The 13,098-nt window shown below is 65.6% G+C and carries 11 protein-coding genes and 1 riboswitch; of the genes, 4 read left to right on the top strand and 7 right to left on the bottom strand.

Annotated elements, in window-relative coordinates:
• Both CK224_RS28580 and CK224_RS28585 read left to right on the top strand, forming a co-directional pair.
• A complete protein-coding gene (locus tag CK224_RS28580; RefSeq protein ID WP_066997120.1) occupies window positions 1–2,265 on the top strand; it encodes a xanthine dehydrogenase family protein molybdopterin-binding subunit in 2,265 nt (754 codons plus the stop codon).
• A 62-nt stretch (window positions 2,266–2,327) separates the two neighbouring features.
• A complete protein-coding gene (locus tag CK224_RS28585; RefSeq protein ID WP_066997117.1) occupies window positions 2,328–2,573 on the top strand; it encodes a MoaD/ThiS family protein in 246 nt (81 codons plus the stop codon).
• A 49-nt stretch (window positions 2,574–2,622) separates the two neighbouring features.
• Here CK224_RS28585 and CK224_RS28590 read toward each other — a convergent pair whose 3' ends face one another.
• Window positions 2,623–3,126, bottom strand: a complete 504-nt coding sequence (locus CK224_RS28590; RefSeq protein WP_245307528.1) for a group 1 truncated hemoglobin — start codon at window positions 3,124–3,126, stop codon at window positions 2,623–2,625.
• Window positions 3,127–3,442: 316 nt separating this feature from the next.
• Between CK224_RS28590 and CK224_RS28595 the strand changes: the two genes are divergently transcribed.
• Window positions 3,443–4,912, top strand: a complete 1,470-nt coding sequence (locus CK224_RS28595; RefSeq protein WP_210199683.1) for an HWE histidine kinase domain-containing protein — start codon at window positions 3,443–3,445, stop codon at window positions 4,910–4,912.
• A gap of 522 nt (window positions 4,913–5,434) precedes the next feature.
• Here CK224_RS28595 and CK224_RS28600 read toward each other — a convergent pair.
• The 3 genes from CK224_RS28600 to CK224_RS28610 form a co-directional block, all read right to left on the bottom strand.
• Window positions 5,435–6,502, bottom strand: coding sequence for a HoxN/HupN/NixA family nickel/cobalt transporter (locus CK224_RS28600; protein WP_095784134.1), 1,068 nt, complete (start codon window positions 6,500–6,502; stop codon window positions 5,435–5,437).
• An 89-nt stretch (window positions 6,503–6,591) separates the two neighbouring features.
• Window positions 6,592–6,783: riboswitch (cobalamin riboswitch) on the bottom strand.
• Between the two features lie 78 nt (window positions 6,784–6,861).
• Window positions 6,862–7,269 carry a DOPA 4,5-dioxygenase family protein gene (locus CK224_RS28605; protein WP_095784108.1) on the bottom strand — a complete coding sequence of 136 codons (408 nt, stop codon included), beginning with the start codon at window positions 7,267–7,269 and terminating at the stop codon, window positions 6,862–6,864.
• A 235-nt stretch (window positions 7,270–7,504) separates the two neighbouring features.
• Window positions 7,505–8,230, bottom strand: coding sequence for a hypothetical protein (locus CK224_RS28610; protein WP_095784109.1), 726 nt, complete (start codon window positions 8,228–8,230; stop codon window positions 7,505–7,507).
• A gap of 526 nt (window positions 8,231–8,756) precedes the next feature.
• On the opposite strand from CK224_RS28610, the gene CK224_RS31565 reads away from it, so the two are divergent.
• A complete protein-coding gene (locus CK224_RS31565) occupies window positions 8,757–8,912 on the top strand; it encodes a hypothetical protein (protein WP_176478043.1) in 156 nt (51 codons plus the stop codon).
• 18 nt (window positions 8,913–8,930) lie between these two features.
• Here CK224_RS31565 and CK224_RS28615 read toward each other — a convergent pair whose 3' ends face one another.
• The 3 genes from CK224_RS28615 to CK224_RS28625 all read right to left on the bottom strand — a co-directional run bounded on the left by CK224_RS28615 (window position 8,931) and on the right by CK224_RS28625 (window position 12,840).
• Window positions 8,931–9,905 carry a nucleoside hydrolase gene (locus tag CK224_RS28615; RefSeq protein WP_095784110.1) on the bottom strand — a complete coding sequence of 325 codons (975 nt, stop codon included), beginning with the start codon at window positions 9,903–9,905 and terminating at the stop codon, window positions 8,931–8,933.
• 138 nt (window positions 9,906–10,043) lie between these two features.
• Window positions 10,044–12,158, bottom strand: a complete 2,115-nt coding sequence (locus tag CK224_RS28620) for an ABC transporter ATP-binding protein/permease (RefSeq protein WP_095784111.1) — start codon at window positions 12,156–12,158, stop codon at window positions 10,044–10,046.
• 82 nt (window positions 12,159–12,240) lie between these two features.
• The gene (locus CK224_RS28625; RefSeq protein ID WP_176478047.1) at window positions 12,241–12,840 is read right to left on the bottom strand and encodes a LysE family transporter; all 600 of its coding nucleotides are present in this window, start codon (window positions 12,838–12,840) and stop codon (window positions 12,241–12,243) included.
• Window positions 12,841–13,098 lie beyond the last annotated feature (258 nt).

Consider the following 13,098-nt stretch of genomic DNA (forward strand, 5'->3'; position numbering starts at 1 on the left):
ATGAATTTCGATCCGCGCTACTCGGGACGCAGCTTCTCATCTGTCGGCACGCGCCCCCTCCGCCCCGACGGCGTCGACAAGGTGACGGGACGCGCCCGCTACGGCGCCGACTTCAACATGGCCGGGCAGCTGGTCGGCCGTGTGCTTCGCAGCCCGCACGCCCACGCGATCATCAAGAAGATCGACACCTCGAAAGCCGAAAAGCTCGCCGGCGTGAAGGCGGTGATCACGGCGAAAGACCTGCCGGACCTGACCGATGGCGATGCCGGCATGTTCGACACCCTCGACAATTGCATGGCGCGCAAGAAGGCGCTCTATGACGGCCATGCCGTGGCCGCGGTGGCGGCGATCGACGCCCGCACCGCCAGGCAGGCGCTGAAGCTGATCGAGGTCGACTATGAGGTGCTGCCGCATGTGACCGACGTCGACGAGGCGATGCAGCACCACGCCCCGCTCATCAACGACGCCATCTTCACCGAGGGGCTGGAGGAAAAGCCGGTCAAGCCGTCCAACGTCTCCAAGCGCACGCAATACGGCCATGGCGACGTCCACCAGGGTTTTGCCCAGGCCGATTTCGTCGTCGAGCGCTCCTTCAAGACCGAGCAGACGCATCAGGGCTATATCGAGCCGCATGCCTGCGTGGCGAGCGTCAATCCCGACGGCACGGCCGATCTCTGGGTCTGCACGCAAGGCCATTTCGTCTACCGGCAGCATTGCGCCCAGCTGCTTGGCCTCGAAGTTTCGAAGCTGCGCGTCACCTCTTCCGAGATCGGCGGCGGCTTCGGCGGCAAGACCCATGTCTGGGCCGAGCCGGTGGCGCTGGCCCTGTCGCGCAAGGCAGGCCGCCCGGTGAAGCTGGTGATGACCCGGGACGAGGTGTTCCGCGCCTCGGGGCCAACCAGCGCCACCTCGATCGACGTCAAGATCGGCGCGAGGAAGGACGGCACGATCACCGCCGCCGAAGCGACGCTGCGCTACACCTGCGGCCCCTATGCCGGCATGTGGGCGGAGATCGGCGCCATGACGGCATTCGCCTGCTACAAGCTGGAGAACGTCAAGACCGTCGGCTATGAGGTGCTGGTCAACCGGCCGAAGACCGCGGCCTATCGCGCGCCCTCGGCGCCGATGGCGGCGTTCGCGGTGGAAAGCGCTGTCGACGAGCTCGCCAAGGAGATCGGCATCGATCCGGTCGAGTTCCGCATCAAGAACGCGGCGCAGGAAGGCACCCGCGCCTCCTACGGCCCGGTCTACGGCCCGATCGGCATCGGACCGACGCTCGAGGCGGTCAAGGAGCACCCGCATATGCGCGCGCCGCTGGCTCAGAACCAGGGCCGCGGCATGGCCTGCGGCTTCTGGTTCAACTTCGGCGGCCAGACCTGCACCGACTTGAACATCGGCATGGACGGCACGGTGTCGCTCGCCGTCGGCACGGTGGATGTGGGCGGTTCCCGCGCGTCGCTGTCGCTGGTGGCGGCGGAGGAGCTCGGCATCGACTACAGCCAGGTCAAGGCGATCGTCGCCGACACTTCCAGCCTAGGTTACAACGACATGACCGACGGCAGCCGCGGCACCTTCTCCTCCTCGATGGCGACCATCTCGGCCGCCCGCAACGCCATCAAGGTGCTGCGCGAGCGCGCCGCGCAGATGTGGGACATCTCGGTCGACGACGTTGCCTGGGAAAAAGGCCATGCGGTCGCCAAGGGCGAGAAGCACGGCAATCTCGGCAAGCTGTCGCTGAAGGAGATCGCCGCACAGTCCGGCAAGACCGGCGGGCCGATCGCCGGCCATAGCGAGCTCGTCGCCGACGGCGCGGGCGTCTCCTTCGCCACCCATATCTGCGACGTCGAGGTCGATCCCGAGACCGGCTCGACCAGGGTGATCCGCTACACGGTGGTGCAGGATGCAGGCAAAGCGGTGCACCCGACCTATGTCGAGGGCCAGTACCAAGGCGGTGCCGCGCAAGGCATCGGCTGGGCGCTCAACGAGGAGTATATCTACGGCAAGGACGGGCGGCTGCAGAACCCAGGCTTCCTCGACTACCGCATCCCGGTGTGCTCCGACCTGCCGATGATCGACACGCAGATCCTGGAAATCCCCAACCCCAACCACCCCTACGGGGTGCGCGGCGTCGGCGAGACCTCGATCGTGCCGCCGCTGGCGGCGATCGCCAATGCGGTGTCGAACGCGGTGGGCGTGCGCATGAGCCACATCCCGATGTCGCCGCCGCGGATTCTTGCCGCGCTCGAGGCCGAACGGGAAGGCTAGCATGCTGAAAAGCGCGAAGCGGTTTTCAGCTCACGTCAGGGTCCAATGAGGATCAGGCGATAATGGTCCAAGTCACGCTCTGGGGCTCGCTCAGCGCCGCCGCCGGAGGCAAGGACAAGCTCGACATCGAGGCCAAGGACATAAGGGAACTGTTCCGCAAGCTTGCGGAACAGCATCCCGCCTTCGAACCCCTGCTCGATCGCGGCATCGCGGTCGCGATCGACGGGACGATCTATCGCGACACGTGGTCGAAGGAACTGCCGCCGGGGGCGGAGATTTTTTTGCTGCCGCGGCTGGCGGGGGGATAGGCGGAGCGGCGGACCGCCCTTGCCTGTTCGCCGGACTTCGCGCTGAGCCTCACCCCTTTTTGACAGAGCCGGCAGTGACCTCATCCTTGTGCGCGGCAAAGGCTTCCAGGACCTCGGTCTTTTCGGCCTTCGGAACCTTGAAGCGGTCGAGCGTCCGCCCCAGTTCCGCTGCGACCTCGTCGAATTCGGCGGGAGAAATCTTCAGGTCCTTGTGGGCCTCCTCGAGGCCGAGCGGCGTCGCGCCCGGCTCGGTGGCCACGAACTTGAAGGGGCCGCCGGAAACATCGCACACCCACAGCGTACGCATGAACTTGAGGCCTGGCAGCCGTTCGAGGTTCTTGGTGTGCCATTTGCGCAGTTGCGGGTTCTTGGACTTCTTGCCGACGATGGGGTTTTTCACGACGGCGTCGCTGAAGTGATCGACCACGGCTGCGATGGCGAACACGCCTCCCAACCGATCGTATAGACTCTTGTCCGGCGCGGTCTGCTTGGTCTGCGCCAGCGCATCGCCGGCGGGCAACATGGCGGTCGACGCGGCCGCCGCCGCCAGCACGGCGACGACGCTTCGTCTCGAAAGAGAGGTCGAAACAGCCGTTTTCATCTCTGGTACCTCCGTTGGGCCAGAGCCGGCCGCTCTGGCGGCTTCAATGCGTGATTGCGGGACATATGCACTTTGCCTCAAACGGCATCGTATGAGGAACTAACGAAACTGCGCCCGAAATATTCCTCAGGCGGACCGGCAGCCAGGGGTCTATTCACGATGGCTAAAATTTTGCGTGACGGAGACGGATACATAAACGGCGTCGCGCGTTAATGCGCCTATGGCTGACGGGCTTTTCCGTGAATCGTGGCCTCGCGGAAACGGCGAGATGGCGCGATTCATTCGTGAATATCCCTGGTCGGAAAGCCCGCTCGGGCCGATCGAGACATGGACGCTCAGCCTGAGGACGACGGTCGACCTGATGCTCGCCGCCGAAGCCCAGATCGTGCTTTTCTGCGGGCCGGAGTTTGTCGCGCTCTACAATGACGCGTACGCGCCGACTATTGGCGACAAGCATCCGCGCGCGCTCGGCCGTCCCGCCGAGGAAAACTGGTCCGAGCTCTGGACCGACCTCGAGCCGCTGCTGCGCGGCGTTCTCGAAACCGGCGAAACCTTCTCGGCCAGGGACCGGCCTTTCTACATCGAACGATCCGGCCTGGTCGGCGAGACGGTCTATTTCGACATCTCCTATTCCGCGGTGCGGGCACAGGACGGCACGGTCGAAGCCGTGCTCTGCATCGTTTCGGAGACCACGGCCCGGGTGCTGGCGGCAGCAAAGGTGCGCGAAAGCGAGCAGCGGTTTCGCGCGCTGGTCAATGCCAGCTCCGACGTGGTTTACCGGATGAGCCCGGACTGGCAGGAAATGCATGAGCTGGACGGCCGCGGCTTCCTGTCGAGCGCCCAGGGGCCGGCGATCCGCTGGCGCGACGAATACCTGTTCCCGGAAGACCAGGCGAGCATCCAGGCGGCGATCGAGCGCGCCATCATGGAGCGCGGCGTGTTCGAGCTCGAGCACAGGGTGCGGCGCGCCGACGGGTCCGCCGGCTGGACCACCTCACGGGCAATCCCGATCGTCGATGACATTGGCAGCATCCTGGAATGGTTCGGCATGGCCGCCGACATCACCGAAAAACGGGCGAGCGAACAGCAGATCCAACTCTTGATGCGCGAGGTGAACCACCGCGTCAAAAACCAGTACGCCGTGATCCTTTCCATGATCCGCGAGACGAGCAAACGCGCGACGGACCCGCGCGCGTTCGAACACCAGATCCGCGAACGCATCATGGCGCTGTCGCGCTCGCACGACCTCTTGGTGCTCAACGACTGGCGCGGCGCAGGCATGGCCGACCTTGTGCGCGAACATTTGCGGCCGTTCGGACACGAAGAGCGCATCTCGCCATGCGGGCCGGACGTGACGCTGCGGCTGAACGCGGTGCAGAACATCGGCATGGCGCTGCATGAGCTGGGCACCAACGCGACGAAATACGGCGCCCTGGCCGGCGACGCCGGAACCGTGCGAATGGACTGGCGGGTAGCCCCGGCCCCCGAAGGCAGCGACTTCGAGCTGGTCTGGGAGGAACATTTTTCCGAACCTGCCGCGGCCGCCGATGCCAAGCCGCACAAAGGCTTCGGCAGCGTCGTTCTCCAACGCGTCGTCCCCACCAGCCTCTCCGGCAGCGCCTCCATGGAACGGCTGCCCGGCCTCGTTCGCTGGACGCTCTCGGCGCCGCTCGCCAACGTGGTTGTCGCCCGCGGGGCGGAGCTGGACGGCGATGAGCAGATCGCCGGGCTGACGTGAGGGCGGCTGCATCCTCCGGACGGCCGGCCGCAACGCCTCGGGACCCGCTGCGCCGCCGAGCCTGCCGTATCGCCGCACGTCGCTGGCCTGCGCTGCTCCCATTTTTGCTTTCCCCTTCCCCGCTTTTTTAGAACAGAAAAGCGCCAGCTTTTCTGTTCTGGACGCTGGATATTTGGACTCTGGATTCTGGCTTATGGATTATGGGGCTTATCCCAGGCCTTACCCCCTGGCTTATCCAAGCGCAGAATTCCATCAAACTTCCAAAGGCTTGGGCTACGGGTCCTCAGCATGCCTTTGAAGCGCGTGCGCACGGGCCGGCGATCTCCTGTTGCTGTCTGCCAACAGTGAACAAAATAGGAACAAAAATGTCAAGCCGGGCACCGCTGACGGGGCGGCGATCGTCGCCTTTGCCGCCGTCGGCTTCCCGATGCCGAGGCGCTTCAAGGAGGCAGGCTGGCAGCCGCCGGGGTCTGATGGCAGAGAGATGCGGCTGGCCTGCTGCAGCCAGCCGCCGCCGGCGGCTTATGAACTCTTTGCTGCGGATCCGCTCTCCACATCATCCAGCCCCTTGGCCTTGTAGACGACATAGGAGATCGCCCAGGCGGCGATGAAGATGCCGATAATGGCGAAGCCCAGATTGTTGAAATTGTCGTTGAGCGTGCCGACGCCGTTCCAGAAGCCGCCCGACAGACCGAGCTTGTCACCGATTAGGCCGAGCGCCTCGATGCCGCCGATCAGCACTGCGACAAGGACCGACACCAGGGTGATCGTCATGTTGTAGTACAGTTTGCGGATCGGCTTGACGAAGGCCCACTCATAGGCGCCGAGCATCATCACACCATCGGTCGTGTCGACCAGTGACATGCCGGCCGCGAAAAGCACCGGGAAGACCAGAATGGCTTCGAACGGCACGCCCTTGGCCGCTTGTGCCGCGGACACGCCGAACATGGCGACTTCGGTCGCGGTGTCGAAACCAAGGCCGAAGAGGAAACCAAGTGGGAACATGTGCCAGCTGCGCGACACCAGCCGGAACATCGGGCGGAAGACGCGGGCCAGGAAGCCGCGATTGTTGAGCAGCAGGTCCAGATCCTCCTCGACAAACGCCCCACCGGCCCGCACCCGCCGATAGCTTCTGTAGATCGAGAAGAAGATGACGATGTTCATCGCCGCGATGGCGAGCAGGAAGAGTGCGGAAACGCCGGTACTGATCGTGCCGCCAATCTCCTGAAGGCTTTGGAAACGGCCGAGCAGGGACGTTGCCGCCGCGATAGCCGCAGCGACGATGACGACGATCGTCGAATGGCCGAGTGCGAAAAAGAAACCGACGGAGACCGGCCGTTTGCCGTTCTGCATCAGCTTGCGCGTGACATTGTCGATGGCCGCTATGTGGTCGGCATCGACGGCATGGCGCAAGCCGAGGCCATAAATGACGAGAGCGACGCCAAGCAATGTCGGCTTGTCGTGGAAGGCGACGAAAGCCCACAGCCACGCCCCGACGTTGAGAATGGCGAGCGCGCCGTAGATTGTTATCAGTCTGGCCTTCAGGTCGGGCGCGCTTTTGTTCAGCATTTTCGATAGTTGGATCAGCATGGTTCTGCCTTTGACGTTGCCTGTCATCGCAGGGAACTCGCCCCGCCGTCCGGCCAGGCGCGCACACCGGATCACCCCGTCCGATGTTCTGCTTTGACGTCCATGATGGCAGGTCTCCTGGCTCGCGGATTGCCGCCGCTTTCGCCTTCCCGGCCCATGCAGCCAGTGGCATCGTGAAAACGGCATGCCGCTTACAGTTGCGGGGGCAGCCACGGCTTTGGATTTCTCCGCACCGCGTTCCCTTTTGATCCCCGAAGGGAACCATCAGCGCGAATTCGCCACACCGCGGTTGGCCAGTCAATCGACAACTCCGACGGCCAGAGGCCCCTCACGCCATCGTGACGAGAGGGCTGCCCCCCTCACACCCCCAGCGTCGGCTCGGTATTCACCTCCAGCGCCTCTTCGGCCTCGTCCTCTTCGTCAAGCACGTCGCCCTTCACCGGCAGCGCCTGGCCGATCCAGATCGGGTCGATAAGGTGGTCACGCTTGGGGTTGGTGGTGTTGGGATGGATGAGGATGCTTAGGCCGCCATGGTTCAGCATCAGCCAGGGAACCAGCGTGGCAAAGATCTCGGTGGCGAAGGAGACCTGGTACATGGCCTGCTGGTGCGGGCCGACCGGCTCGTCGCGCCAGTTGCCGAGGCGCACGCGAAAGCGCTCTGCGATGCGCTGGCGCAGCCATTCGGCATGCCGCCGCTCGGCCTCTCCGCCGTAGTAGATATGGGCGTGATAGCTGGCGATCTCGGCGATCGGCCTGACTTCGTTCATCGCGATGCTTCCCTTCGATGATTTTTTGCGCCCGGCGGAACTCTAGCCGAAGCGCGGGCGCCTTGTCTGCAGCCGGCCGCGGTCTGCGCCTGCGGTCGGCAGGGTTGTCGGATATGGCGCTCCCTTGCTCGGCTTTGCCGGGCCATCTCTTCGCCACCTTGTGGGGGCGAGGAATTGCCAAACCGCCGAGGTTGCAACCGGCAGGAAGGATGGCAACAGCCGTTCTGCCTTTGCCCTAAATCACCGCGGTGACCGTGCCCTTCGCATTTAGGCGGCAGCCGACTTTCGCCTGCCTCACTTCGATGCCGCCTCGCCTGTCATAGTCTATGCGCACCTCGATCGGCGCGTTGAGCCCGCTTCGGCGTTGACGCAAGGGGCCGGCGCTGACCGTGTAAACACGCACGGCGCCGAGGGGCTTGGCGGCCGCCGTGATCGCGGCGCGACAGGCGCGCACCACGGCGGCCGGCGTGCCCCGTATCGCCTTCGGAGGTGACAGCGGCGCGATGCGATAGCCTTTGGTGCCCCGCCGGAGGTCGCCGCCGGCGGATCTGGAGGGCCTCAGCACTGGAGGCAGCACAATGGTCTGCGTCGCGCTCTTGGCCAAAGCAGGGGCTGTCGGCACCGGGGCCGGGTTCTGCGCAGAGGCAGCCGATCCGCTGACGGCGGAAGGATCGTCGCCCGCGGCGGCGGCGCCCACGCTTGTCGACACGCCTGTGCTGGTGCTGCCCAGATTGCCGCCGGCATTGACGCCGAGCGATCCGCCGCCGGTCGATGCGCCGACGTTTGCGCCGCCGACACCGTCGGCACTGGCGCCCACGCCCGCCGACACGCCTTGCGAACCGGCGCCCAACCCGGCGCCCACGCCGATGCCGCCGACCTTGCCGCCCACGCCGACGTCAAGCGCCGAGGCAGGCCCGATCGGGATGGCGATCGCCAGTGCGGCTGCTAGGTATTTTTTCATGGCCAGACCTTTGTTCCAAGGCCAACCCTGTGTGGCTCCTCATCGAGCGTCCGCTCGACAGCGGTCTGCGAAGCCTTCGTCGCGCGAATGCGTGCCGAGCGATGGCGACTTCTCGCCCTGCCAGGCATCGGCCTCGGCGGTGACCGGCGCGGCTGGAGGCCGCTCGAAAGACGGATGATAGAAAAGCGGTCTCGGCAACGCCAAGCACTGAAAAAGGCTTAGGACTTCTCCTTTCAACTTAGCTGTCGACAGCAGGGCAAGTTTGAGCTCGCCTACGCGCTGCTAACGGGTAACTTTCAAATTAGTTTCAACTAAAATGCAACAGAACAAGGACACCACCGTGCCAGCGCCGGTTGCTGATGCCGACGCCGGGCTCTCGTCGAAATGGCCGTCTCGGCTTCGCCGGGCCAATTCTCCCCCACTGGCGTGCGCCGGCCTGGAGGCTTGAGAGTCGCCCAGGGCGGCAAGGCGCCCGCGCTACCGGCTCGAAGCCGCAACGCTCGTCGCGCTGGCCGACAAGGACGCGGTGCTGGTCGGCCAGGCCGACCTGTTGCGATCGATGGTCGAGGGTGCGGCCGGCGATGCGATCCTGGCCAACAAGCGCGAGATCGAGACCGGCATCGCCGCCATCAGCGCCACATTGCGCGACAGGCAAATCGTTCCTGCTGTGAGGGCCGGCTAGGCCTTGCCCTGGAGCGCCTCACGCCTTTTGACTGGTGAGGCGCTCGAGCGCATCGACGATCAGGTCGCAGAATTTCGCATGGTCGAGCTTCATCGCCACGGTATGGCGGAAATCGACCTGCTCGCTCGCCGTGCCGCCGAAATGGCGCATGCCGCCCAGCTTCTCGAAATTGCAGACCGTCATGCCCTTGGTCCACCGTCCGGCAAGCTCGACGCGGATATCGGCCTTCTCGGTGGTGAAGACGCCTGCGTCGATCATCGCCGCCACGCAGCAGGCGTCATGGACGGCGGGATAGGCTATCTGCAGCAGGCCGCCATGCGTGGTCGCAATGAATTCCCAGATGTCGAGGATGAATTTGGCGAGCGGCCCGCCGACGGCGCGCACCCTGTCCTGCAGGTCGGGGGTGGCCAAGGCCTGGTGCGTGAGGTCAAGCCCCACCATGGCGACGTCCCAAGCGGCGCGGAACACCACGTCTGCGGCCTCCGGGTCGGCATAGACGTTGAACTCGGCCGCCGGCGTGATGTTGCCGCGCGTGAAACTTCCGCCCATCGCGACGACCCGCTTCACCCGCTCGACGATGCGTGGCTCCTTGCGCACGGCTAGAGCGATGTTGGTGTAGGGCCCGACCGGCACCAGCGTGACGGTTTTCGGCTCATGCGCCATCACCGTCTCGATGATGAAGTCGACGGCATGGCGCTTGTCGAGCTCGAACGAGGCGGGCGGCAGCTCCGGGCCATCGAGCCCGGTCTCGCCGTGGATCTCGACGGCCAGCACCTGGTCGATGATCAGCGGGCCGGGAGAGCCTTTCGCCACCGGCACCTTTATGCCGTAGGCCGTGCATACGGAGAGCGCATTGCGCGTGGTGTTCTCGACATTGTGGTTGCCCGAAACCGTGGTGATGCCGAGAAGGTCGATGTTCGGGTTGCCGGCCGCAAGCAGGATGGCGATGGCATCGTCGTGCCCCGGATCGCAGTCGAGGATGATCTTTTCCATGGGGGTCGCCTCTCCCTGGCCTGCGGCGATTACAGACCTGGGCCTCTGGTGGCGTCAAGGTTGCCGCCTGGCCGAAGCGCTACCTAGCGGTCGGTCGCCACAACGGACGCTCTTGCCGCCCTGCCCTTAATGCCGCCCTCAGCGCGCCTGGCCGCCTCTCGCCCCGCTCCCCCACAGCGCCCGCGCGAACACGTTGCGCTTGCCCCTGCGCGGCGCCAGCTCCACATCGCTGACCAGCTTCGCGCCGCCCTCGCGCCGCTCCAGCGTGATCTTGCGGCTGTGGAAGGCTTCCAGCTCGGCGCGGTGGGCGACGCTGATGACGGTGACGTTCGGCAAAGCCTGGATCACCGTCTGCATCATCTTGTCCTGGCTCTTCTCGTCGAGCGCCGAGGTCGCCTCGTCCAGCACGACGATGTCTGGCTCGTGCAGCAGCAGGCGCGCGAAGGCGAGGCGCTGCTTTTCGCCGCCGGAGAGCGTCTGGTCCCACGGCGCCTCTTCCTCGATCCTGTCCCGCAGGTAGCCGAGGCCGACCTTGTCGAGGGCGGCGTCGATCTCGTCCACCGTCCATTTGTCGGCGGCGGCCGGATAGGCGACCGCGCGCCGCAGCGTGCCGGTCGGGATGTAGGGGCGTTGCGGCAACATGAACAGCCGCTTGCCGGCATGGAAATTGACGCTGCCGCCGCCCCAGGGCCACAGGCCCGCGACGGCCCGCACCAGCGTCGACTTGCCGGTGCCGGATTCGCCGGCGACCAGCACCCGCTCGCCCGGGTTGATCTCGACCTTCGTCTCCTTGACCACGCCGGTGCCGTCGTTGAGGGTGACGGAGAGATCGTCCAGGCTGAGCATCGCGCCGTTTTGCGTCTCGCCGCGCCGGATGCGCCCGAAGGCCTCGCTCTCTTCGGCGCGCTCCAGCCCGTCGAGCGACATCATCAGCGAAGCGACGCGGCGCGCCGAGGCGTTCCAATCGGCCAGGCGCGGATAATTGTCGACCAGCCAGCCGAACGCGCCTTGCACGATGGCAAAGGCGGAGGCCGCCTGCATGACCTGGCCGAGCGACATCGAGCCTTCGAGGAATTTCGGCGCGCAGAGCAGCACCGGCACCACCGGCGCGAACAGCATCGACCCTTGCGAGACAATCGCGGTGCGCATGTGCTGTCCGGTCAGCAGCGCCCATTGCCTCAGCACATGGCCGAAATTCCGGTCGATTCCGCTGCGCTCCTCCGCCTCGCCGCCGAGCAGCGCGATGCTTTCGCCGTTTTCGCGGACGCGCGTCAGCGTATAGCGGAATTCGGCTTCCGCCTGGTTCTTCCGCTCCGAAAGCTGCACGAAATGGCGGCCGATGACCACCATCGAGGTCGAGGTGATGGCGGCATAGATGACCGCGGTGACGACGAGGAAGCCGGGGATGGTGATGCTCTCGCGGCCGAGCGGCAAGGTGAGCGCGCCGCCGATGGTCCACAGCACGACGATAAAGGTCGAGGCCGCCAGAAAGGCGTTGAGGACGCCGGAGATGAAATCGACGGGGGACTCGGTGGCGATGCGCAGATCTTCGGTGAGACGGGCTTCGGGGTTCGAGTGGTCGCCGGCGACGAGGTTGAGCTGATAGTAGCGGCCGCTGGCCAGCCAGCGCGCGATGACAGATGTGGTGAGCCAGGAGCGCCAGCGGCGCTGGATCGTCATACGCAGATAGACCTGAACGACGACGAGGCTGGCGCTTCCGGCAACCAGCGGCACGAAGACGGCGCTCAGCATATAGACGGTGTGGACATTGCGCTGCTCGATGGCGTCGAAGAAGGCGCGGTTCCAGACATTGATGCCATACTGGAAGCCGACATTGACGCAGATCAGCACCAGCAGCCCAATCGTAAACGGCCAGGCGAGCTTGTCGCCATTCCGGCCCCAGTAGCCGCGCCCGCTGATCCAGAACCGCCTAAAAAGGTACTTCCTACGCGCCTGCTCGGCCTCCTCGGGCGTCAGCTTCGGACCGGGCTCGACGGATTCCGGCGGCGGCGGCGCCGGTTCGCCGACGGCCTCTGGCGTGGCTTCGGCCGGCTCCTCGTGCTCGGGCGATTGCTTCGGGTGCGAACTCTCTTCGCGGGGTCTTTCCGGGTGCAAGCTTTCCGGCGGCGACTTTTCCGGCCGCGTCTTGCCCGGGGGTGCCTTCGCTGCGCCCGTCTTTGCGGGGCGCGACTTCCCGGCACCGCGCGGCTGGGCGCCGTCGGCCGATCTTGGCTTGAGCTTTGCTTCGGACATCAGCCGACAACGGCTCAAAAATCAGAAGGTTTCACGATCCCGGCGAGAGATGTTGCCTGCCCGCTCGGGCCTCGACCTCACCTCACCCGGCAAAACCCCGCCGCGCGGCGGCCATGCCTTCCCACATCAGCTTGATCCCGAGCGCGCCGACCACGGCGCCGGCGGCGCGGTCGATCCAGTGCTTGGTGCCGAGATAGGCGGCGCGCGGCCGGCTGGAGGAAAAGGCGAAGGCGACGACCGCGTACCAGACGAATTCGTTGAGGAAAAGCAGCGGCGGCAGGACCAAGAGCATCCAGAGCGGCGGCGAGGCCGGCAGCATGGCCGCGAACATCGAGGCGTAGAAGATCGCCGTCTTCGGATTGGCGAGCTGGACCAGAAGCGCGCGCCGCAGCGCCCGCCAGAACGAGCCCGCGCGCGCCGAGGCATCGTTCGCGATCTCGATCGGCTGATGAGCGCCGCGCCAGATCTTTATGCCGATCCACAGCAGATAGGCGCCGCCGGCGACGCGCAGGAAAATGTCCAGCCAGGCGACCTGGACGAGCAGCGCGGTCAGGCCCGCGACCGCGATGATGGCGAAGATGAAGCCGCCGATGCCCATGCCGATCGCCGCCGCCAGGCCATCCGTGCGCTCGCCAGCCACCGCGATGCGCGAGACGACGACGAAGCTCGGCCCCGGGCTCATCGCCCCCAGCAGGAAAACGCCAAGGATGGAAAGGATGGTTGCAATCTCGGACAAGGCTTCCTCCGCAGGCGGCTGCAATTCCCTGCGCAGTACAATGCACGCGCCGCGCGCCTTGTCACCATCCTGGCGGGCGATCGGCGAGCGCGAGCATGCCCAGACGGCGTCTGGTCAGGCAGGAGCCGCGCCCTATGTCTTCCGCGGCCCGCCCAGCCATCGGGCAAAACACCGCCTTTTGCGGAACAAGCGGCAACTGCTTGG

The organism is Mesorhizobium sp. WSM3862 (assembly GCF_002294985.1).
In the GTDB taxonomy this organism is placed as follows: Bacteria; Pseudomonadota; Alphaproteobacteria; order Rhizobiales; family Rhizobiaceae; genus Mesorhizobium.